The following is a 22,818-nucleotide window of genomic DNA, read 5'->3' as shown; positions in this document are numbered from 1 at the left end:
TTCAAGGCTTGCGGGCAATGATCACCTGACTTTTGGCCACCACCGCATCCAGTGCCTGCTTGATTTGTGCCCCTCGCGGCGAGTCCAGCACCGCTTGCCAGGTGTCGGCCCAGTGGTTGAGCAACGGATGATCGGGGTTACTGAAATCGACTTTGGCCTCCCAGAACAACAACATCCACATCGACCAGTAAAAGCCGTACTGGCTGTGGCTGATGACTTCCAGCCCCGCCTCGCTGACCATCGCCTTGAATTGCGCTTCGCTGATGATGCGGATGTGGTTGGGCTTCTGGAAATACTCTGCTGCGGCGATGTCTTTTTGCAGGTCTTCGGAGCTTGGGTGCGGCACGCTCAACAGGTACAGCGCGCCCGGCTTGCCGACGCGCACCAGCTCCGCAAGAAACTGCGCAGGGTCGTCGACGTGCTCGATGACTTCAGTCGACACCACGCGGGTTGCCGTGGCGTCGGCAATCGGTAGCGGGTTGCAGTCGGTGACGTGGCATTCGATGTCGCGTGCCGGGGTGTCGCTCAGGCGCTGACGGGTGGCCTCGACCTTGGCGCCGTCGATGTCGGCGATGATGATCTTCGCCCCGCGCATGCCACAGAAATGCACGTTGCCGCCGTCACCACAACCGACGTCCAACAGCGTGTCATCGGCGGTCACCGCAAAGCCCTTGAACAGCTCGCCGGTTTCCTGATTGAACCAGCCGCTGAGCATTGCATCGTGCAGGCCGAGCATGTACGGGTCGGTCTTCTCGGCAGCCGCAAGAGGGGCCGGTGCAGGCGTCGACGCCGTCAGTTTCTTGAAAAGGCTCAGCATGAAGTGGCTCCAGTGGATGGGACGGCGGTTCGCGAGGTACCGAGGCGTTTGACTAACGCGGCGCCGCGGTTGCGCATGGGCATTTCAATGAAACGGTAATTGAGTTCACTGAGCAGCACGATCAGGCCGAACGCCAGCAACAGCGTGATGATCGGGTGTCCCGCGGGACTCGGCAGGCCAGCGCTCTGCAAACGGAAGATCAGCTCACGCACCAGTTGATAGGCCGGAATATGGATCAGATAGATCCCGTAGGAACGGCTGCCGACCCATGCCAGAGAACGCTGCACGCCCCCGGCAGGCATCAGGTAATCACGGTTGTACGAGGCGATCCACACCAGCAGCGCGCCGAGCACAGCAATCGAACCGATGCGGTAATTGGCAAACGTGAAGCGGTCGGTGGCCATGAAGCTCAGCAACAAACTGATTACCAGCAGCGCGCAAATTCCCGCCCAGGGCCTGCGCAGAAACGTCGGTTCCCAGCGCTGATAACTCGGCTGTGCGCTCCACATCGCCAACAAGACGCCCAAGGCCAGGGCGTCGGTACGCACCACCATCAGCAACGGGGTGCGCAGCGTGAAAAGCTGCACGGCGACCAGCGCCAGCAATGCCCACACCAGATGTTTACGACAGAGCACTATCAGCAGCGGGAACAGCAAGTAGAACTGCTCCTCCAGCGACAGGCTCCAGTAGACGAAACTGCTGCCGTATTCGTAATGAAAGAAGCTGTCGGCAAAGCGCAAGTTGGCGTATTGCAGCACCCCAGCCAGCGTCGCTTGCAGGTTGGCGTACAGCGTACCGAACGCCCCCGAGCGATTGAGAAAAACGCACGCCAGCAGCATCAGTGCCAGCCACAACCAGGCTGAAGGCAATAAGCGAAAGGCCCGGCGCAGCCAGAAAAGGCGTGTCTGCTGCCAGTATTCCTGACGGGTCGTGCAGCCCCGCAGCGCCGGAATCAGGCTACGGGCTATGACGAATCCGGAGATGGCAAAAAAGAGATCGACGCCCCACCACGGTTGCGCCCAGCCATGGATTTTTTCCAGCAACGGCACCGGATCAGTGAACAGGCTGCCCTGTAAGTGATGAAACAGCACCCCGAGCACGGCGATGGCGCGCAGGACCTCAATGTCCATGATCCGTTTGCTGTTCATGATTCAGGGGCTTCCACGACGCCAGCACAGCGCTCGAACAACTGCGCAAGAAAGACCTGCAAACGCTGCTCGGCCACCGCCTGACTGCAAAACCCTTGCAAGCTGCTGACGGCTTGCGCCGACATCTGTGCATAGCGTGCCGGATCGTTTTTTGCCATGTCATAACTGGCTTTATAGGCTTGGCACAGTGACGCCCAGTTGGTCACATAACGCAATGTGCGGAACGCCTTGCGCGGGTCATGGGGCCAGGCCGTGAGTTCGTCGGTGGACTCGATCAGGAACGCATTATCGGCACTCAGGTAATCGATCATCGCCGTGGTACGCGGGGCCACCGCCGGTTTGCCACACGACATGAACTCCATCAGCGGCAGGCACTGGCCTTCGCCGTAGGAGGTATTCACGACATAGCGGGTCGCCTGCACCAGTCGCTCGTAATCCGAATCGGCGAGATAGCCGTAAATCAGCACGATGCGGCAGCAATAGGACTGGTTCTTGTACAGGTGATGGAGGATGTCGCTGAGTGCTTCTTTGGCATCGTGGTGGGTGAGTTTGAGCACCAGGGTGGCGTCGTCGACGTCGCGAAAACTCACGCAGAAGGCGCTGAGCATGTCTTCCCAGTTCTTGCGGCCGTCGCCCGGATTGAACACCGAGGTATACACCACACCGTCCAGCACCAGTTCCTGCTCGGTAACCGGCGCGGCAAAATCGATGCCCTTGCCGCGGCGCAAATGTTTGGGGCCGAACGCATTCAGATCAAGTACGCGGCTGTCGACCACCAGCCCCCTGATCTTCAAGCGAAACGATTCGCCCTCAGGATGCCTCTGCAACTGCGCACCCCGCGCCGCGAAACGATCCCAGACTGGCGCCGGCACCGCGACGATGGGGTAAGCAGCGCCCATCGCCTCGCGCACCGCGTTGACCGTATAACTGGAGTGAGTGATCGCCGCCCCGCAGGCGTGCAGCACGGTACGCCAGTCGTTGCGCGGTTCACCGGCAAACGCTTCGTTGGGGATGGTGCTGAACTCCCAGGCAAACACCGGCAGGGTCGGACAGGCCAGGTGCACCGGCGTGCGATGGGGCGGGGAAAACGACAGGAACACACAAGGTTCGCCGCGGTCCAGGCACTCCCGATAGAGCACATCGACTTCACGCTGCGGATCGGCAACCTCCACCACACGCCCAAGACGCTCAAGCACCGGACGATATTCCTTGAGCACGAAGTAATAGCTGTACTCAGAACGCCCGAGATTTTGCGCAATGGTGTGCTGATTGGTTTCCGAATGAATGATGATCAGCATGAGGCGTTATCCGTCACTGTCGCAGCATCGGTGACGGGCGGTACCCGCCCGAAAAAATCCGCCATGCGTTTTTGCACCGGGGCAAAGGCACAGTAATCGTGCATGCGCTGCACCGCAGCAGCAGACATGCGCTGATAATCCTGCGGCTGTGTCTTGGCCATCCGGTAGCTTTGTTCGTATGCGTTTTGCAGCGATCCCCAATCGGGGCGGTAACGCAGGGTGCGGTAAATGATGCGCGTATCCTGCGGCCAGATGGTCAGTTCTTCGCTGGACTTGACCACGAACGCCACCGCGTCATCGATGTAGTCTTCCATGGCCGTATGATCCGGTGCGATCACCGGTTTGCCGCTGGACATGAACTCCATCAATGGCAGGCACAAGCCTTCGCAGCGTGAGGCATTGACGTAAAAACTGGCAGCCTTGTAGAGCCCGGCGTACTGCGCATCGTCCAGATAGCCGTGCATCACCACCACCCGGCAGGCGAACGGCGTGAGCTGGGCGAGCAACGTCATCAACTCGCTGTAGTAGGACGCCAGATCGTTCTGGGTGATCTTCAATACCAGCGTCGCGTCGCTCGTTTGGCGAAAGGCCCAGCAGAACGCGGTGACCAGATGATGCCAGTTCTTGCGGCCATCCTTGGGGTTGAACACGCTGACGTAGACCACACCATCGACATGGGTCTGGACCACTGATGTGGTGTCCGGCAAATCCACCGGCAGCGATTCTTCCACGGGCACCGCTTGCGGGCCGCAGACAGCCGCAAAGCGCTGTTCGAGCCAGCCGTGAAGGTTGTCCGAGAGCAGGTCGCGAATGCCTTCCCAATACCAGTTGTGCAGAAACTTCACCCGTGGCACCGGCTCTGCTTGCTCGCGCCCCTGGTTCAACGCCCACAGGCGCAGGTAATGCCGGGCGATGACCAAGCGCCGCTTGAGGGTCAGCGGTGGCGGGCGGGCGGCTTCAAGCGCGGCTTGCTCCTCAGGCGTCAGTGGTTTGGGGATCAACGCCTGCGCAGACAGTTCGAGTGTGCGCGTATCGAAAATGCAGCCCTTGATCGCCAGCGTTGCGCCCGGATTGACCGGCACAGGGACATGCTGCTGACGAACCGGCGAGAATTGCTCCCACAGCGGTGTCGGCAACACCAACACCGGAAAGTTTTCGCCCATGGCCCGGCGAATGGCCCGAGCGGTGTGGCTCGACAGAGTGATGACCCGTCCCTGACGAGCGAGCATTTGCGTCCAGTCCTGTCGCGGATCGTTGTCCCACTGCTCATCGGGGATCGAATCGAACTCCCACGCGACCACACAAATCGTCGGGCATTGCAGATCGACCGGGGTTTTCTGTGGCGGGGTGAATGACAGGAAAACACTGTCTTCGCCGGCGGCGAGCCGTTGCCGATAAAGTGCATCGACCTCAGCGGTGGACGACACCACATGCACGCGCCCAAGGATTTCCAGCACCGGGCGATATGCCTTGAGCACGAAGTAGTAGCTGTATTCAGGACGCCCGAGGCTCTGGCTGATGGAGCTGTCGTTGACGTCCGAGTAGAGAATGAAATTCATGGCATCCCACGATGAAACTGCCGTCCTGGCAGCTTCATGCTATGACGACCAGGCGTCGGATCAAGTCGGCATCACCGAGACTTGTCCTTCGTCATCCAGTACGTCTTCGTTCTTGTTTTAGTGGTCGGTTTCACTCAGTTGCGCACCCCCTCTGGCGAACCTCGGGAGATGGCGACGAGGGGCATTCTAAACACATCCATCGAGGATCCGGGAACCGCCCGGCGAGAATAAATCCGGCTACGCTAACGAGAACTGACCGGTCACGGTTTGGCCAGTTGAAATTGCTGCTCAATTGGCACAGATTGATGCCAAACAACTACAACAACAGACTTCGCCTGTCGTCTTGCCGGTTTTTTCCTCCGGTCTGACAGACCTTCCAACAAAGCCTGTAGGAAGTGGCGCAAGTTCAAGACCAAGGGGTCGCTGTTTGAAAAAGCGTCTGTTCATCACGGGTCTCAGTGGATTCGTGGGACAACATATTCAGTCACGTTTGGCTTTGCCCGATTCATCGTGGGAGCTGCTGCCTGCCGCAACGCCCTACGACCTCACGGATGCGAACAGCCTTGTCGACCTGTGGCCGCAAATGCCCGATGCGGTGATTCATCTGGCCGGGCAGACCTTCGTCCCCGAAGCGTTCCGCGATCCGGCCCGCACCCTCCAGATCAATGTTTTCGGCACCCTCAATCTGCTGCAGGCTCTCAAGGCTCGTGGCTTCGCAGGCACTTTTCTGTATGTCAGTTCCGGCGACGTCTACGGCCAGGTGGGCGAAAGCGATCTGCCGATTACCGAGCAACAACCACCCTGCCCGCGCAACCCTTACGCCGTGAGCAAACTCTCGGCGGAGTTCCTCAGCCTGCAATGGGGCTTGAGCGAACACTGGCCGGTGCTGGTGGCGCGCCCGTTCAACCACATCGGCACCGGGCAGAAAGACAGCTTCGTCATCGCCAGCGCTGCACGCCAGATCAATCGCATCAAACAAGGCCTGCAAGCCCCGCAACTGGAAGTCGGCGATATTGACGTGACGCGTGATTTCCTTGATGTCGGCGACGTCGTATCGGCCTACTTCGCCCTGCTGGAAAAAGGTCAGCCGGGGCAGGTTTACAACATCTGCTCAGGGCGCGAGCAAAGCATTCGCAGCCTCATCGAACAGTTGGGCGATCTGGCAGAAGTCCGGATGCAACTGGTTCAGGACCCGGCGCGCATGCGTCGCGCCGATCAGCGCCGCGTTTGCGGCAGCCACGCAAAACTGGCCAAAACCACCGGATGGTCGCCAGTCATCACAACACAACAATCCCTGCGGGCGATCCTGTCCGACTGGGAGACGCGAGTACGACAAGAATGACAAAAAGTGCTTTGATCACAGGGATCACCGGACAGGACGGCGCGTATCTGGCCAAACTGCTGCTCGACAAGGGCTACAAGGTTTACGGCTTCGTGGCGCGCCGCAGCAGCGATTCGCGCTGGCGCTTGCGCGAGATGGGCGTCGAAGCCGACATCGTCTATCTGGACGGTGACATGGCCGATGCGTGCTCGGTGCAGCGTGCGGTTATCAAATCGGCGCCAGACGAAATCTACAACCTCGCCGCACAGAGCTTTGTCGCGGCCTCCTGGGACCAACCGGTGACCACCGGCATTGTCGATGGCCTCGGTGTCACGCATCTGCTCGAAGCGATCCGCCAGTTCAGCCCGCACACCCGCTTCTATCAGGCATCGACCAGCGAAATGTTCGGGCTGATCCAGGCTGAACAGCAGGACGAGAACACGCCGTTCTACCCGCGCAGTCCTTACGGCGTGGCCAAACTGTATGGCCACTGGATCACCGTCAACTACCGCGAAAGTTTCAATCTGCACGCCAGCAGCGGCATCCTCTTCAACCACGAATCACCGCTGCGCGGCATCGAGTTTGTTACCCGCAAGGTCACTGACGCTGCCGCCCGCATCAAGCAAGGCAAACAGCAGGAGCTGGCGCTGGGCAACATCGACGCCAAACGCGACTGGGGGTTTGCCGGCGACTACGTCGAGGCCATGTGGCTGATGCTGCAACAGGACAAGCCTGACGATTTCGTGGTCGCCACCGGTGTCACCACCACGGTGCGTGAAATGTGCCGCATCGCCTTCGATCACGTCGGCCTCAACTACCGCGATTACGTGAAGATCGACCCGGCGTTTTTCCGCCCGGCCGAAGTCGAAGTGCTGCTCGGCAACCCGGCCAAGGCTCAGCGCGTGCTGGGCTGGAAGCCGAAAACCGACCTGGACACCCTGATCCGCATGATGATGGATGCGGACATGAAACGCGTCGCCAAGGAGTAGGCCATGCTGATCCCCGTGATTCTGTCCGGCGGTGCCGGTACCCGTTTGTGGCCGGTGTCCCGCGAGGGCCATCCCAAGCCATTCATGACCCTGCCCGACGGCCAGTCGCTGCTGGGCAAGACCTATCAGCGTGCAGCGGCGTTGCTGGACGGCTGGGGTGACATCGTCACGGTGACCAACCGCGAGTACTACTTCCAGAGCAAGGACCACTATTGCGCCGCCCACGTGTCGCGCCATCGCGGGCACTTCCTGCTGGAGCCGGCCGGGCGCAACACCGCCCCGGCCATCGCGGCCGCCGCCCTGTCGCTGCAAGCGTTGCATGGCGACGAGGCGATCATGGTGGTGATGCCGGCCGACCATTTGATCGTCAATCAGGACGCGCTCAAAAGTGCCGTCGAGCACGCCGTCAATCTGGCGAAGGACGGTTACCTGGTGACCTTCGGCGTGCTGCCGACCGCACCGGAAACCGGCTTCGGCTATATCGAAACCGGTGCGCCACTGGACGCCAAAGGCGCGGCCAAAGTGCAGCGCTTCGTGGAAAAACCCGACCTTCAAACGGCTACGCATTACCTGGAGAGCGGCAACTTCCTGTGGAACTCAGGCATGTTCTGCTTCACCACCGCTGCGGTAATCGCCGAACTGCAACTGCACGCGCCGCAACTGCTGGAGCAGACCCGCGCCTGTATGGCCGCCAGCGCCCCGGTGGAAACCGTCGGCTGTCTGCAACAGGAACTGTCGCCTGCACTGTTCGCTGAAATCACTGACATCTCCATCGACTACGCGCTGATGGAACGCTCGGAAAAAGTCGTGGTGGTGCCCGCCGGTTTTGACTGGAGTGATATCGGTTCGTGGGGCGCCGTGGCCGCACTGGTGCCGGCCGACGCCGACAACAACCGCGCCAGCGGCGAAGCGATTTTCATCGATAGCCGCAACAATTTTGTCCAGAGCGAAGGCCGGCTGGTGGCTACAGTGGGTGTGGATAACCTGATCATCGTCGACACCGCCGACGCCGTGCTGGTGGCCCACGCCGACCGCGCCCAGGATGTGCGGCGCGTCGCCAAGCAGCTCAAGGACAAATCCCACGAAGCCTATCGCCTGCACCGTACGGTCAGCCGTCCGTGGGGCACCTACACCGTTCTGGAGGAAGGCCCGCGCTTCAAGATCAAACGCATCGTGGTCAAACCCGGCGGCAAGCTGTCCCTGCAAATGCACCATCACCGCAACGAACACTGGGTGGTGGTCGAAGGCATGGCCAAGGTCACCAATAATGGCTCCGGCACGACGCTGGTGGCCAAGAACGAATCGACGTTCATTGCCGCCGGCCACCGCCATCGCCTGGAAAACCCCGGCGTGATCGACCTGGTGATCATCGAAGTGCAAAGCGGCGAATACCTGGGAGAGGACGACATCGTCCGCTTCGAAGACCATTACGGCAGGACGGTTTGAATGCTGCTTTCCCTGTACCGCTCGCTGCACAGCTACCGCGGATTCATCCTCGGTAGCGTCAAGCGAGAGTTTCAAGCGCGGTATCGCAATTCGCTGTTCGGTGCGTTGTGGCCGATCTTCAACCCGTTGTCGATGATCGTCGTCTACACCGTGATCTTTTCTCACATCATGCGCGCGCGCCTGCCGGGTGTGGACGACAGCATGGCCTACAGCGTCTACCTCTGCGCCGGGCTACTGGCGTGGGGACTGTTTTCGGAAATCACCCTGCGCAGCCAGACCATGTTTCTGGACAACGCCAACCTGCTGAAGAAAATCAGCTTCCCGCGGATCTGCCTGCCAGTGATCGTGCTGATCAATGCCGGGATCAACTTCGCGATCATCATCGGTCTGTTTCTGGGCTTTCTGCTGGTCTCCGGGCGCTGGCCGGGCATGGCCTTGCTGGCGCTGTTGCCGCTGATCCTCCTGCAAATGATGTTTTGTGCCGGCCTGGGAATGGTGCTTGGCGTACTCAACGTGTTCTTCCGTGATGTCGGCCAGCTCTTCGCGATCTGCCTGCAATTCTGGTTCTGGCTCACACCGATCGTGTACCCGATCAGCATCCTTCCGGAATGGGTTCAGCGTCTGTTGCAGCTCAACCCGCTGACCAACCTGATCGCCAGCTATCAGAATCTGTTCCTCTACGGGCAGTGGCCGGTCTGGAGTTCGCTGCTACCGATCTTCGTCGCGGGCGCGTTGCTATGTGTCATCGGCCTGCGGCTGTTCCGCCAGCGCGTCGGCGAAATGGTGGATGAACTCTGATGGGGCATATCCGTGTGACCGGCCTGAGCAAGGCCTACAAGCAATACCCCAACCGCTGGGCGCGCCTGGCCGAGTGGCTGATTCCGTTCTCGCCCCTGCGCCACCATCAGCACTGGGTGCTGCGAGACGTCGAATTCGAGATCGCACCCGGCGAAGCGGTGGGCATTGTCGGCGCCAACGGTGCCGGCAAAAGTACCTTGTTGAAGATGATCACCGGCACCACGCAACCCACCGGTGGCAAGATCGAAATCGAAGGCCGGGTGGCGGCATTGCTGGAACTGGGCATGGGCTTTCACGCGGACTTTACCGGTCGCCAGAACGCGATCATGGCCGGGCAGTTGCTGGGCATGCAGCTTGAAGAAATCGAAGCGCTGATGCCCGAAATCGAGTACTTCGCCGAGATTGGCGATGCCATCGACCACCCGGTGCGTACCTACTCCAGCGGCATGCAGATGCGCCTGGCGTTCAGCGTCGCCACCGCCCGCCGACCGGACATCCTGATCGTTGACGAAGCGCTGTCAGTGGGCGATGCCTACTTCCAGCACAAGAGCTTCGAGCGCATTCGCAGCTTTCGCAAGGCCGGTACCACCCTGTTGATCGTGTCTCACGATCGCTCAGCCATTCAATCGATCTGCGACTCGGCGATCCTGCTCAAGGATGGCCGCATGGCCATGTACGACAAACCGGAAGTGGTGCTCGATTATTACAACGCGCTGATGGCCGAGCGCGAAGGCCAGGTCGTGCGTCAGGAAATGCTCGCCGGCGGCGAAGTGCAGACCGTGTCGGGTACCGGTGAAGCCGCCATTCTTGGCGTGCGCTTACTGGATGAACAGGATCACAGCATCGACGCCGCCGAAGTCGGTCAACCGGTGGTGCTGGAAGTCCAGGTTGAGGTGCGCAAGGACATTGAGCGGTTGGTGCTGGGCTTCATCCTCAAGGATCGTCTGGGCCAGATGATGTACGGCATCAACACCCATCGCCAGGACAAGGCACTGACCGATCTGCGTGCCGGCGAACGCTTCACCTACCGCTTTGCGTTCGTCATGGGCCTGGGCAAGGGCAACTATTCGGTGTCGCTGAGCCTGTCGCGTCTGGACTCTCATCTGGATCGCAACTTCGAATGGCGGGACTACGGCCTGGTATTTCACGTCATCAATAATCGTCAGGAAGATTTCGTCGGTTGTTCGTGGCTCAACGCCCAAACCACGATTACCCGTGATACCGAAGCCAGACTTGCCGAGCGCGCGCCATGACCCGCTTGCTGGTGGAATGCACCCATGTGTTCAAACACCCGAAGGTCAACTCGGGCATCCAGCGAGTGGTGCGCAACGTCATCAAGCAATTGCCTTCGAGTGCCGAGGGCGTCGAATGCGTGCCAGTCATTCTGCTTCGCGGCCAACTCTACCGTGTACAGCACCTGGCACCTCTGGACACCCCGCTGTTCAACGCCTTGGCCAGTTTCGGCGAACGCCTGGAACGCATGGCCCATCGGTTCGGGCAATGGCATCAACGACTCGACGCCCAGTGCACAGCAAAACTGGCGCGACGCTCACTGTATGTCTCGTATCGCTTGACGGCCTTCGGTGTATTTGGCCTGCCGTTACGTTTTATCGGGGCGATCAATCGGACCCAACTGCCAAAACGCTGTTCACCCTTGCAGCATCAGACCGGCGACCAACTGGTGTTACTGGATTCGTCCTGGCATTCGGATTTTTTCAGCCCTGTAGAACGGCTCAAACGCGAGGGTGTAGGGATCATTGCGGTGATCTACGACCTGATCCCCCTGACCCATCCGCAGTTCTACGACACGCGGCTGGTGCAGGTTTTCAGTGAGTGGTTCGACTGGATCACCCGAACCGCCGACGGCTACATGGCGATTTCCGCCACCGTGCGCGATCAAGTGCGCGAAGAACTACAGCGCCGGATCGGTGCAGAACGAACCGACAAACACTGGTTCGATTACTTCCACCTCGGTTCCGAACTGGATCTGCACAGCGCCAAGGCCGCCGTGGCCCCGTCCCTGCAACGGCTGTTCGCCAATCCTGAGCCGGTGTTTTTGATGGTCAGCACCATCGAACCGCGCAAGAACCACGAATACCTGCTCGACGCCTTCGACCGCGCCTGGGCCGCCGGCTCGACCGCGCGACTGTGCATTGCCGGGCGCATTGGCTGGAAGTGCGACGCCCTGCTCGCCCGGGTGCGCAATCATCCCGAGTTGAACCGGCGACTGTTCATGTTCAACGACCTGAACGACACCAGCCTCGAACACGCTTACGCCCACGCCAGTGCATTGGTGTTCCCCTCGTTCGTTGAAGGCTTCGGCCTGCCACTGGTGGAAGCCATGCAGCGCGGCTTGCCGGCGATGGGCAGTGACATTGCGGTGTTCCGCGAAATAGGCGGCGAGTTCATGGCGTACTTCGATCTGCAGGAACCGCAAAGCCTCGCCGACCTGATCAACACCTTCCAGCGCAGCGGACAGTTCCCTGCCGCCCGCGACGTGGCCGATTGGCAATGGATCGGTTGGCGCGAAGCCAGCGCGCAACTGGCCGAACGCAGCGTGCGCAATGTGCAGCAGGCGCCAGCGGCGCAAGCGAGGCAACATGCGCATTGCCCTTAACGCACGGATTCTCCAGGCGCCGCGCACCGGTATCGGCCATTACGTCGCCGAACTGGTCAACGCCTTGCGCAACGAACCCGATGTTGAAGTGACGTTGTTTCACGGCTGGGGCTGGAGTTCAGCGCTGCCGGAAGCGGCCATGCCCGGCTATTCGCGGTTGACCCCACTGCTGCGGCAGATTCCCGGGGCTTATCAGGCGCGGCGCTGGCTGGAACAAAAACGCTTCGATCAGGGCCGCACCCAAGGCATCGACCTGTATCACGAGCCGAGCCTGTGGCCCCTGGCCTTCGACGGTCCGACCGTGATCACCCTGCACGACCTGACGCACCTGCATTTTCCCGACACTCAGCCACCTGCGCGACTCAAGGAAATCGAACGGCGACTGGCGGCTGGCGTACAGCAAGCGCGGCTGATTCTGACCGACTCGCAGGCCATTGCCGACGAAGCTCAGGAACATTTCGGGCTGCCGGCCGAGCGTTTTATCGTGGCGCCGCTGGGTGTTTCCGAGCGTTTCCATCCGCGTGAGGCGCACACCCTCGACGCCGTGCTCAAGGCCCATGCGGTCCAGGTGCGTGAGTACTTCCTGTGTGTCGGCACTCTTGAGCCGCGCAAAAACCTGGGCCTGGCCCTGCGCGCCCATGCCCTGCTGCCGAACGCCGTGCGTGAGCGTTTTCCGCTGCTGATCGTCGGCATGGCCGGTTGGCAGCGTGAACAGTTCAGCGACGAACTGCGTCAGGCCCTGGCCAGCGGGCATGTGTGCCTGCTCGGTTATCTGCCCGATGAACAAGTCGCGCAATTGTTGGCCGGCGCCCGTGCGCTGATTTTTCCGTCGCTGTACGAAGGCTTCGGCCTGCCCGTGCTGGAAGCGATGGCCAGCGGCACGCCGGTGGTGATCACCCGCGCTTCGGCGATGCCGGAAGTGGCGGGCGGTGCCGGCAACTATATTGAAGCTGACGATGCAGACGGCTTGCGTGACGTGATGAGCCGACTGATCGACGATCAAGCACATTGGCAGGCATGCCGAGAAGCCGGATTACAGCAGTCACGGCTTTTTTCCTGGGAACGTTGTGCACAGGCTACGGCCGGTGCCTACCGCCAGGCCATGGGAGGTTGAATGCGAGTTCTTCATTTTTTCAAGACGTACCTGCCTGATTCGGTCGGCGGCATCGAGCAAGTGATCTTCCAGCTCTGCGAAAGCGGCGCCCAACACGGTATCGACGGCCAGGTGCTGACGCTCAGCGCCGACCCGAATCCGCCGGTGGTGCAACTGGGTCAGCACGAAGTGCACCGCGCCAAACTCGACATCCAGTTCGCCTCGACCGGTTTTTCCTGGAGTGTGTTCAAACAGTTTCGCGAGTTGGCCGCCGAGGCTGACGTGGTCAATTACCACTTCCCGTGGCCGTTCATGGACCTGGTGCATTTCGCCAGCGCCATCAAGAAACCCAGCGTGGTGACCTACCACTCGGACATCATTCGTCAAAAACACCTGCTCAAACTCTACCGACCACTGATGAACCGCTTCCTCGCCAGCGCCGACCGCATTGTCGCGGCCTCGCCCAATTACCTGCACACCAGCGATGTCTTGCAGCAGTTTCGGGACAAGACCCGGGTGATTCCCTACGGCTTGAACAAAGCAGGTTATCCACAGGCGGACAGTGAGCGGATGGACCACTGGCGCCAAAAGCTTGGGGATAAGTTTTTCCTGTTCGTCGGGGTGATGCGCTATTACAAAGGCCTGCACATCCTGCTCGACGCCATGAAAGATGTGGACTATCCGGTGGTCATCGTCGGCGCCGGGCCGCTGGAGCAGGCACTGCACGCCCAGGCAGCAGCGCTGGGCCTGCGCAACATTCATTTCCTCGGACGCCTGGGCGATGAAGACAAGGTCGCGTTGCTGCAATTGAGCTACGCGATTGTCTTCCCGTCACACCTGCGCTCTGAAGCCTTCGGTATCTCGCTGCTGGAAGGCGCGATGTACGGCAAACCGATGATCTCCAGCGAGATCGGTACCGGCACCAGCTACATCAACATCCACAACGAAACCGGACTGGTGGTGCCACCGAGTCATCCACAGGCCTTCCGTGAGGCGATGCGCACCCTGTGGGAAAACCCGCTGCGCGCAGCAGAGATGGGGGTGAAGGCGCAGGCCCGTTACCGGCAGTTATTCACAGCCGACGAAATGGGCCGCAAGTGGACGACGCTTTATCAGGAATTGCTGGAAGAAAAATCGCTGTCCTACGCCTGACTTTCGGTTGAAACATATCTCCTCTGTGGCGAGTGGGGGATCGGGTTTAAAGATCCAGCACCAGCGGTTGCTCGCTCTGCGCCGGCACCGCACAGCAAATCAGCACCTGCCCCTCTTCCGGGATATCGGCGGGGGGCTGTGGATAATTCACCGCACCGCTGACCAACCGAGTCTTGCAGGTACCGCACGAACCACCACGGCAACTGAATTCCGGACGCAATCCGCGACTTTCCGCCAGTTCCAGCAAACTGCCACCGTCCGGTTGCCAACGGGCCTCCTTGGCCGAGCGTTCGAACACCACGGGCACGGAGGTGGTGGCGGCCGGGGGCTGCTCCATCGTGATGGCGTCCGCATCGGCACGCCGCTTCAGGGTCGACGGGCCGAAAGTCTCGGCGTGAATCTGTGCATCGCGCACATCCAGTTCGCGCAGGCTGTCGTACAGACCTTGGGTGAAAGCGCCGGGGCCACACAGAACAAAGTCGATCTGATCGTAATCCTCAACCGCCAGCAGATTCCTCAACACCGCGTCATCGATGCGCCCGTGCAGATCAAAATCTTCACCTTCGTGCGCGTCCTCTTCCGGCTGACTGAGCAAACGCAGGACCCGCACCGCATCGCCCGCACTGTCCAACAAGCGGTCCAGTTCCTTGCGAAACGGTTGATCGGCCAGGCTGCGCGAACTCTGCAGCAACCACGTCGGACGAATTCTGCGCGTGCGCAAACCTTGATAAACCACTTCGCGCAGCATCGACAGTATCGGCGTAATGCCGACCCCGGCCGCCAACAGCACCAGCGGCCGCCGTTCCAGCGGCGCCACGGTGAAATGCCCTTGCGGCGCTCGCGCCTCCAACACGTCACCCACCTGGATCTGCTCATGCAAATGGCTCGACACGCGGCCTTCGCGCTTCACACTGATCCGGTAAAAACCATCCGATGGCGCACTCGACAGGCTGTAAGTGCGGATGTGCACCTCGCCATCGAGAGTAAAACGCAGCGGTAGATGCTGACCCGCGAGAAACACCGGCAAACCGGCGCCATCGTCCGGCTCCAGGTAAATGGAGCGGATGTTGCGACTTTCTGCCTCGATCTTCGCCACCCGCAGCGGCCGCCAACGGTTACCCAACGCCTGCGCCTGCAAACGCGCATCGGCCTCGGCCCAGTTGCCGGTCAGCAGACTGGTGGGCGACATGCCGTCGAAGCGCCAGCGCAAGGCCAGCGCTGCCGGGCGCCGAACCAGTTTTTCCACATCAAATGTCCACAGCCGTTCGGCCCCCTGGAAAGCCTCGATCTGTGGCCCATCGAGGACGATTTCCGTACGACCGCTCAGGTGCAGCAAATCGCCTGTGGAAAAGTCGATGAACAGCAAGCCAGCCTTGGGGTTGAGCAGCAGATTGCCGAGGGTGTTGAAGTGCAGGTTGCCGGCAAAATCCGGGATGGTCAGGCGATTGCCTTCTACGCGTACGAAACCGGCCTGACCGCCACGGTGGGAAACGTCCACTGATCGCTGGCCATCGACATCGACGTAACTGGCGATAAAGAACGTGTCGGCGCTGGCGATCAACGCGGCGCCCGCATCGTCCAGCGCATCCAGATGCCGCGCCGGCCGCGACGCGGGATCAGTCAGCGGCACCCGCTGAAACTGGCGCAACTGAATGTACTGCGGGCAGTTGCCGAAGGCCTGATCCACCGTCACGTCGAAACCGCTTGCCTCAAGATTAGCGACGTGACCATTGAGCCGGTTGCGCCGACGGGTGTGCAATTCGATGCCGAGCAAACCGACCGGCTCTCCATGACGAATCGGCGCCGGATCATCATCGGCGGGCAGGCTGGCAAATTGCAGGCGCTGCGGATCGGGCGAATGGGCGAACCCCGGCGCACCTTCCAGCACGCTGGCCCAAGGACGCCCCTCGGCATCCACTGCGCCGTACAACATGAACGGCAATTGCTGATAGAACTCACGGTGCTGGTCCGGCATCCAGGTACGAATGACCTTACGCCCGAATGCTTCCATGCGCTCGGCCACACCCACATGCTCTTGCAGTTGCCGCTCGCCCGCGTGCCAAGGTGAACGTTCCATCACGACCTCTCCCCTGCGCCGTCGGCACAGTGTGGCTAATGAGAATCAGACTGTGGTTTGCAGACCGGCGACGGTGCGCGGCATACCGACGAAACCAGGCAAGGCTTCGATCCGTGCCAACCAGGCGCGCACGTTGGCGTAATCGTCCAGTGACACATTGCCCTCCGGTGCATGGGCGATATAGCTGTAAGCCGAGACATCGGCGATGGTCGGCTCGTCGCCCACCAGATACGGCGTCTTGCCCAACTCGACATCCATCATCTTGAGCAGATTGTGCGAACGCTCGATCAGTTCTTCAGCATTGAGTTTCGCCCCGAATACCGTGATCAACCGGGCCGCCGCCGGACCAAAAGCGATCGGCCCGGCCGCCACCGACAACCAGCGCTGCACCCGTGCGGCGCCCACCGGATCGCTTGGCAGCCAGCGGCCATTGCCGTATTTCTGCGCCAGATACACCAGAATCGCGTTGGAATCCGCCAGCACCACACCCTCATCATCAATGGCCGGCACCTGACCGAAACTGTTGATCGCTAGATACGCCGGCTGTTTGTGCTCGCCTTTGGCCAGATCGACGAAGATCAGCTCGGTCGGCAGGTGCAACAGCGACAGCATCAGCTCGACACGGTGAGCATGGCCGGAACGAGGGAAGTTGTAGAGTTTGATCGGTTGCATGGTCGACTCCGCTGGATAATCGCACCGCCCAAGGGTGGCAGCGCTGATGGAGCCCATCTTCTACCTATCCTTGAAGCAACAGAATCACCAGCATTTGCAATCGATTATTTCTTCTCATGCAATAAAGCGGCATTTTTCAGCCCCGGATGCTCACGCAGAGCATTTACCGTGAAATCAACAAAACTGCGCACCCGCGCCGGCGCCTTGCGCCCGCCCTGATACACCACATGGATCGGCAGCGGCGGCAGTTCGAACTCGGCGAGGACGATCTCAAGTTGGCCTGCCGCGACCCTGTTCGCCACTTGATAGGAAAGCACTCGGGTCAGCCCCAGGCCCAGACACGCGGCCGTGATCGCAGCCTGATTGGCGGTGACTATCAGACGCGGCTCCGGGCGCACGATCAATGGTTCGCCACCGTCGAGAAACGGCCATGTGCGTATCTGGCCGGTGGCCGAAGTCGCCACCACGGGCAAACCGGCCAACGCCTGAGGATGCGTGGGACGACCATGATCGGCCAGGTATTGCGGCGAACCACAAACCACTCGCCGAACCTCGCCCACGCGAATCGCATGCTGATTGCTGTCCGCCAGTTCACCGATGCGCACCGCGACATCGATACCCTCCTCAACCATGCTCACCACCCGATCGAGCAACAGGGCATTGATCGAAACGTCCGGATACTGCGCCAGATAACCGGCCATCACCGGCGTGACAAACAACTCGCCAAACAACACCGGCGCCGTCACCGTCAATTGCCCACGGGGCTGGGCGTGACTGCCGGCAGCCGAATCCTCGGCTTCCTGCACCTCGGCGAGAATTCTGCGACAGTCCTCCAGATACCTCAGCCCCGCCTCGCTCAAATGCACGCTGCGCGTGGTTCGAATCAGCAATTGCGTACCGATGCGCTGCTCCAGTGCGGCCACAGCACGGGTGACGCTGGCGGCGGACAGGCCCAGATGCCGTGCGGCGGCGGAAAAGCCTTGCTCCTTGGCGACGACGGCGAAGATTTGCATTTCCTGGAAGCGATCCATGGATACCCTCGAATCAGATACAAAAATCGCAGCCGAAGCTGCGATTTTTTTGGGTCGAATTCAGCTGTGGATAACTTATTCCACCGTTACCGACTTCGCCAGGTTACGCGGCTGATCCACGTCCGTGCCCTTGAGCACAGCAACGTAGTACGACAGCAGTTGTAGCGGAATGGTGTAGAGGATTGGCGACAGGATGTCGTGGATGTGCGGCATCTGAACCACATGGGTGCCTTCGCCGTTGGTCATCCCGGCTTTTTCGTCGGCGAACACGACGAGTTCGCCGCCACGCGCACGCACTTCCTGCAGGTTGGACTTAAGCTTCTCCAGCAGTTCGTTGTTCGGCGCTACGGTGACCACCGGCATGTCGTTGTCCACCAGCGCGAGCGGGCCGTGTTTCAGCTCTCCGGCTGGATAGGCTTCGGCGTGGATGTAGGAAATCTCCTTGAGTTTCAAGGCGCCTTCCATCGCTACCGGGAATTGCGCACCGCGACCGAGGAACAGGGTGTGGTTCTTCTCGGCGAACAGTTCGGCGACTTTCTCGACCGTGCTGTCCATCGCCAGGGCTTCGCCCAGACGGGTTGGCAGGCGACGCAATTCTTCCACCAGCGTGGCTTCAATGCCTTTGGCCAGCGTGCCGCGCACTTGGCCCAGCGAAAGGGTCAGCAGCAATAGGCCGACCAGTTGCGTGGTGAAAGCTTTGGTCGAGGCGACACCGATTTCGCGCCCGGCCTGGGTCAGCAGGGTCAGGTCGGATTCGCGGACCAGCGAACTGATGCCGACGTTGCAGATCGCCAGGCTGGCGAGAAAGCCCAGCTCTTTGGCGTTGCGCAGCGCGGCCAGGGTGTCGGCGGTTTCGCCGGACTGCGAGATCGTGACAAACAAGGTATCTGGCTGCACCACTACTTTGCGGTAGCGGAACTCGCTGGCGACTTCGACCTGGCAAGGGATACCAGCCAGTTCTTCGAGCCAGTAACGCGCAACCATACCAGCGTGGTAACTGGTGCCGCAGGCCACGATCTGTACATTGCGTACTTTGGCGAACAGTTCGGCCGCTTGCGGGCCGAATGCCTGTACCAGCACTTGATCATTGCTCAGACGACCTTCAAGGGTGCGCTGAACAACGGCCGGTTGCTCGTGGATTTCCTTGAGCATGTAGTGGCGGAATTCACCCTTGTCCGCCGCTTCTGCGCCATCGCTGTACTGCACGGTCTGGCGCTCGACGGCGTTGCCGTCCACATCCCAGATCTGCACGTTATCCCGGCGAATCTCGGCGATATCGCCCTCTTCCAGATACATGAAGCGGTCTGTGACCTGGCGCAACGCCAGTTGATCGGAAGCGAGGAAGTTCTCGCCCAGACCCAGACCGATCACCAGTGGGCTGCCGCTGCGGGCGGCGACCAGACAATCCGGTTGCTTGGCATTGATCACTGCCAGACCGTAAGCACCGTGCAGTTCTTTAACAGTGGCTTTGAGGGCCACGGTCAGGTCAGGTTGCTCCTTGAACTTTTCGCTGAGCAGGTGGGCAATGACTTCAGTGTCGGTGTCCGAAGTAAACACGTAACCCAGCGCTTTCAGTTGTTCACGCAGAGCTTCGTGGTTTTCGATGATGCCGTTGTGCACCACCGCGATATCACCGGAGAAATGCGGGTGGGCGTTGCGTTCACACGGTGCGCCGTGGGTTGCCCAACGGGTGTGGGCAATTCCGAGACGGCCGATCAGTGGATGCTCGGCCAACGCGGTTTCGAGTTCGCTGACTTTGCCCGGGCGGCGCATGCGCTCCAGGGTTTCGTCGTTGGTGTAGACCGCTACACCTGCGCTGTCATAGCCACGGTATTCGAGGCGCTTGAGGCCTTCGAGCAGGATGGCAGTGATATTACGTTCAGCCACTGCGCCGACAATTCCACACATGCTTATTTCTCCTGACTGACAGCCGCGCAAATCAAAGTGATGCCGCGGGCCTGAATCTGATCGCGGGCCTCATGAGGCAGGCGATCATCGGTAATGAGGGTATGGATGCTGCTCCATGGCAGCTCCAGGTTGGGAATCTTGCGGCCGATCTTGTCGGCCTCGACCATCACGATCACTTCGCGCGCGACTTCAGCCATCACCCGGCTCAAACCCAGCAGCTCATTGAACGTGGTGGTGCCGCGCACCAGGTCGATGCCGTCGGCACCAATGAACAACTGATCGAAGTCGTAAGAGCGTAGTACCTGCTCCGCCACCTGGCCCTGAAAGGATTCCGAATGCGGATCCCAAGTGCCGCCGGTCATCAGCAGCACGGGCTCGTGTTCGAGTTCGCTCAGGGCGCTGGCGACGTGCAGCGAGTTGGTCATCACCACCAGACCCGGCTGCTGGCCAAGTTCGGGAATCATAGCGGCGGTGGTGCTGCCACTGTCGATGATGATGCGTGCGTGTTCACGAATTCGTTTTACCGCTGCACGCGCAATCGCCTGCTTGTATTTGGAAACGCTTTGGGCAGTTTCCGCGACCAGTTCCTGGGGCATGGTGATCGCCCCGCCGTACCGACGCAGCAACAGACCGTGACTTTCCAGCGCGGCGAGATCCTTGCGAATCGTAACTTCAGAAGTTTCGAAGCGCTTGGCCAGTTCATCCACACTCACTTCGCCCTGCTCGTTGAGCAAGGCCAGTATGTTGTGGCGGCGTTGGGGTGTGTTGCGTTTCGACATGGTGATTTTAAGTTTCGTTTCGAAAGATAACGGAACCAATCAAAACCTATTGCTTAAAGGTCGTCAAGCGGCAGACCGACTTTTTTGAGAACGACACAAACTAAAGTGGGAGCGGGCTTGCTCGCGAATACGGCGTATCAGTCACTGATTGTGTGCCTGATGCACCGCGTTCGCGAGCAAGCCCGCTCCCACATTGAACAAGATTGTGGATAACTCAGTTTTTCCTGATCTTCTCCGGTCGCTTCCAGCCATCGATGTTCTTCTGCCGCGCACGGCCAACAGCCAACTGCGCGTTATCCACATTTTGAGTAATGGTCGAACCTGCCGCTGTGGTTGCACCGCTGGAGATATCCACAGGTGCGACCAATGAGTTGTTCGAACCAATGAACACATCTTCGCCCAACACGGTTTTCCACTTGTTGGCGCCATCGTAGTTACAGGTGATCGTGCCGGCACCGATGTTGGTGCGCGCACCGATTTGGGCGTCGCCCAGGTAGGTCAGATGTCCAGCCTTGGCGCCCTCCCCCATGTGGGCATTTTTCAGTTCGACGAAATTACCCACATGGGCGCGGGCCTCCAGCACAGTGCCTGGACGCAAGCGAGCGAATGGGCCGGCATCGCTGCCTTCACCGAGAACCGCGCCTTCGATGTGGCTGTTGGCTTTGACGATCACGCCTTTGCGCAGCGTACTGTCCTTGATCACGCAGTTCGGGCCAATCACCACGTCATCTTCAATAACGACGTTGCCTTCGAGAATCACGTTGATATCGATCAGTACGTCGCGACCGACGGTCACCTCGCCGCGCACATCAAAACGTGCGGGGTCACGCAGGGTAACGCCCTGCGCCATCAAGCGGCGACCGGCGCGCAACTGGTAATGACGCTCCAGTTCGGACAGTTGCTTGCGGTCGTTGGCGCCCTGCACTTCCATCGGATCGTGCGGCTGTTCAGTGGCCACCACCAGACCGTCGTTGACCGCCATTTCGATCACATCTGTCAGGTAGTACTCGCCCTGCGCGTTGTTGTTCGACAGGCGGCTCATCCAGTCGGCCAGACGATTGGCTGGCACGGCGAGTATGCCGGTGTTGCCTTCAGTGATTGCACGTTGGGCTTCACTGGCATCTTTGTGCTCGACGATGGCGGCGACTTTGCCATCGGCGTCGCGCACGATGCGGCCATAGCCCGTCGGATCGTCCAGCTCGACGGTCAGTAAACCCATCTGGCCTGGAACGACGTGCTTAAGCAGGCGTTGCAAGGTCTCGACTTCAATCAGCGGAACATCACCGTAAAGAATCACCACGGTGTCGGCAGAAATGAACGGCACAGCCTGGGCGGTCGCATGGCCGGTGCCCAGTTGCTTGTCCTGCAGCACGAAATTCAGATCATCAGCGGCCAGACGTTCACGCACAGCGTCTGCACCGTGGCCGATGACAACATGGATGCGTTGTGGATCAAGTTGCCGGGCACTGTGGATAACATGGCCCAACATGGAATTTCCGGCAATCGGGTGCAAGACCTTCGGCAACGCCGAACGCATACGAGTGCCTTGACCGGCCGCGAGGATAACAATTTCGAGAGACATGACTGGCTACCAATCCTGGGTGGTCAGCAACTGCGACCGGGTTGTAAAAATCGGAAAAGAAAAAAGGGTAGCCGAGGCTACCCTTTTTTATCAATCACACAACAAGTGGCTGACGGATTAACCGCCAAACTTCTTGCGGATCTGCTGGACGGTGCGCAGCTGAGCTGCAGCCTCGGCCAGACGTGTGGCAGCGGCGCCGTAGTCGAAGTCCGCGCCTTTTTCGTTCAGGGCATTCTCGGCAGCCTTGAGAGCTGCTTGAGCCTGAGCTTCATCCAGGTCGGCAGCACGTTGCACAGTGTCGGCAAGCACCTTGACCATGTTCGGCTGAACCTCGAGGAAACCACCGGAGATGTAAAACACCTCGGCTTCCCCGCCTTGCTTGATCAGGCGGATTGGACCCGGCTTGAGATTAGTGATCAGCGGCGCGTGACCCAGAGCGATACCAAGATCACCCAGTGCACCGTGCGCAATCACCATCTCGACCAGGCCGGAAAAGATTTCCCCTTCCGCGCTGACGATATCGCAATGGAC

At 60.2% G+C, this 22,818-nt stretch carries 19 protein-coding genes; 8 read left to right on the top strand and 11 right to left on the bottom strand.

What is annotated here, in order from left to right:
• Position 1: 1 nt before the first annotated feature.
• From ACIOU6_RS06285 to ACIOU6_RS06270, 4 genes are read right to left on the bottom strand one after another with little or no spacing between them, the layout of a single operon-like run.
• Positions 2-817 (bottom strand): class I SAM-dependent methyltransferase, encoded by an 816-nt coding sequence (locus ACIOU6_RS06285; RefSeq protein WP_221731838.1) that lies wholly within the window; start codon positions 815-817, stop codon positions 2-4.
• Positions 811-1,965 carry an acyltransferase gene (locus ACIOU6_RS06280; RefSeq protein ID WP_221731837.1) on the bottom strand — a complete coding sequence of 385 codons (1,155 nt, stop codon included), beginning with the start codon at positions 1,963-1,965 and terminating at the stop codon, positions 811-813. Before ACIOU6_RS06280 ends, ACIOU6_RS06285 begins: the two co-directional genes overlap by 7 nt.
• Positions 1,962-3,263 (bottom strand): glycosyltransferase, encoded by a 1,302-nt coding sequence (locus tag ACIOU6_RS06275; RefSeq protein WP_401134738.1) that lies wholly within the window; start codon positions 3,261-3,263, stop codon positions 1,962-1,964. The genes ACIOU6_RS06280 and ACIOU6_RS06275 overlap by 4 nt, the downstream gene beginning before the upstream one ends.
• Positions 3,257-4,822 carry a glycosyltransferase gene (locus ACIOU6_RS06270; protein ID WP_401134735.1) on the bottom strand — a complete coding sequence of 522 codons (1,566 nt, stop codon included), beginning with the start codon at positions 4,820-4,822 and terminating at the stop codon, positions 3,257-3,259. Before ACIOU6_RS06270 ends, ACIOU6_RS06275 begins: the two co-directional genes overlap by 7 nt.
• 427 nt (positions 4,823-5,249) lie before the next feature.
• On the opposite strand from ACIOU6_RS06270, the gene ACIOU6_RS06265 reads away from it, so the two are divergent.
• Genes ACIOU6_RS06265 through ACIOU6_RS06230 form a run of 8 tightly spaced genes read left to right on the top strand, consistent with a single transcriptional unit; the run spans position 5,250 to position 14,238 of the window.
• Positions 5,250-6,164, top strand: a complete 915-nt coding sequence (locus ACIOU6_RS06265) for a GDP-mannose 4,6-dehydratase (RefSeq protein WP_401134732.1) — start codon at positions 5,250-5,252, stop codon at positions 6,162-6,164.
• Positions 6,161-7,132 (top strand): GDP-mannose 4,6-dehydratase, encoded by a 972-nt coding sequence (gene gmd / locus ACIOU6_RS06260; protein WP_221731833.1) that lies wholly within the window; start codon positions 6,161-6,163, stop codon positions 7,130-7,132. Before ACIOU6_RS06265 ends, gmd begins: the two co-directional genes overlap by 4 nt.
• Positions 7,133-7,135: 3 nt before the next feature.
• Positions 7,136-8,578 (top strand): mannose-1-phosphate guanylyltransferase/mannose-6-phosphate isomerase, encoded by a 1,443-nt coding sequence (locus ACIOU6_RS06255; protein ID WP_401134729.1) that lies wholly within the window; start codon positions 7,136-7,138, stop codon positions 8,576-8,578.
• The gene (locus tag ACIOU6_RS06250) at positions 8,579-9,376 is read left to right on the top strand and encodes an ABC transporter permease (protein WP_339431445.1); all 798 of its coding nucleotides are present in this window, start codon (positions 8,579-8,581) and stop codon (positions 9,374-9,376) included. It begins immediately after the preceding gene.
• Positions 9,376-10,629, top strand: a complete 1,254-nt coding sequence (locus ACIOU6_RS06245; RefSeq protein WP_401134725.1) for an ABC transporter ATP-binding protein — start codon at positions 9,376-9,378, stop codon at positions 10,627-10,629. The genes ACIOU6_RS06250 and ACIOU6_RS06245 overlap by 1 nt, the downstream gene beginning before the upstream one ends.
• Positions 10,626-11,993: a glycosyltransferase family 1 protein gene (locus ACIOU6_RS06240; RefSeq protein WP_221731829.1), complete on the top strand. Its 1,368-nt coding sequence runs from the start codon at positions 10,626-10,628 to the stop codon at positions 11,991-11,993. The genes ACIOU6_RS06245 and ACIOU6_RS06240 overlap by 4 nt, the downstream gene beginning before the upstream one ends.
• Positions 11,977-13,107 carry a glycosyltransferase family 4 protein gene (locus ACIOU6_RS06235; RefSeq protein WP_401134722.1) on the top strand — a complete coding sequence of 377 codons (1,131 nt, stop codon included), beginning with the start codon at positions 11,977-11,979 and terminating at the stop codon, positions 13,105-13,107. Before ACIOU6_RS06240 ends, ACIOU6_RS06235 begins: the two co-directional genes overlap by 17 nt.
• Positions 13,108-14,238, top strand: coding sequence for a glycosyltransferase family 4 protein (locus ACIOU6_RS06230; protein ID WP_401134720.1), 1,131 nt, complete (start codon positions 13,108-13,110; stop codon positions 14,236-14,238).
• Between the two features lie 46 nt (positions 14,239-14,284).
• Here the strand turns inward: ACIOU6_RS06230 and ACIOU6_RS06225 are convergent, their stop codons facing one another.
• From ACIOU6_RS06225 to ACIOU6_RS06195, 7 genes are all read right to left on the bottom strand, one after another.
• Positions 14,285-16,315 (bottom strand): pyridoxamine 5'-phosphate oxidase family protein, encoded by a 2,031-nt coding sequence (locus ACIOU6_RS06225; protein ID WP_401134718.1) that lies wholly within the window; start codon positions 16,313-16,315, stop codon positions 14,285-14,287.
• 45 nt (positions 16,316-16,360) lie between these two features.
• Positions 16,361-16,987, bottom strand: coding sequence for a glutathione S-transferase family protein (locus tag ACIOU6_RS06220; protein WP_221731825.1), 627 nt, complete (start codon positions 16,985-16,987; stop codon positions 16,361-16,363).
• A gap of 104 nt (positions 16,988-17,091) precedes the next feature.
• Positions 17,092-18,018 carry a LysR family transcriptional regulator gene (locus tag ACIOU6_RS06215; protein WP_401134714.1) on the bottom strand — a complete coding sequence of 309 codons (927 nt, stop codon included), beginning with the start codon at positions 18,016-18,018 and terminating at the stop codon, positions 17,092-17,094.
• A 75-nt stretch (positions 18,019-18,093) separates the two neighbouring features.
• On the bottom strand, positions 18,094-19,926 hold the full coding sequence (gene glmS / locus ACIOU6_RS06210) for a glutamine--fructose-6-phosphate transaminase (isomerizing) (RefSeq protein ID WP_401134711.1): 1,833 nt from the start codon (positions 19,924-19,926) through the stop codon (positions 18,094-18,096).
• Positions 19,927-19,928: 2 nt separating this feature from the next.
• Positions 19,929-20,705, bottom strand: a complete 777-nt coding sequence (locus tag ACIOU6_RS06205; protein WP_221733266.1) for a DeoR/GlpR family DNA-binding transcription regulator — start codon at positions 20,703-20,705, stop codon at positions 19,929-19,931.
• A gap of 214 nt (positions 20,706-20,919) precedes the next feature.
• Complete coding sequence (gene glmU / locus ACIOU6_RS06200; RefSeq protein ID WP_401134708.1) at positions 20,920-22,287, bottom strand: bifunctional UDP-N-acetylglucosamine diphosphorylase/glucosamine-1-phosphate N-acetyltransferase GlmU; 1,368 nt, start codon at positions 22,285-22,287, stop codon at positions 20,920-20,922.
• A 117-nt stretch (positions 22,288-22,404) separates the two neighbouring features.
• Positions 22,405-22,818, bottom strand: a 414-nt coding sequence (locus ACIOU6_RS06195) for a F0F1 ATP synthase subunit epsilon (RefSeq protein WP_401134705.1), incomplete at its 5' end; no start/stop codon positions are given.

Origin of the sequence: Pseudomonas sp. NPDC087615 (assembly GCF_044743445.1) — a bacterium.
GTDB classification, from domain to species: domain Bacteria; phylum Pseudomonadota; class Gammaproteobacteria; order Pseudomonadales; family Pseudomonadaceae; genus Aquipseudomonas; species Aquipseudomonas baetica_A.
Note: the sequence above shows the minus strand (reverse complement) of the source record. Positions and strands in the feature narration are given on the sequence as shown.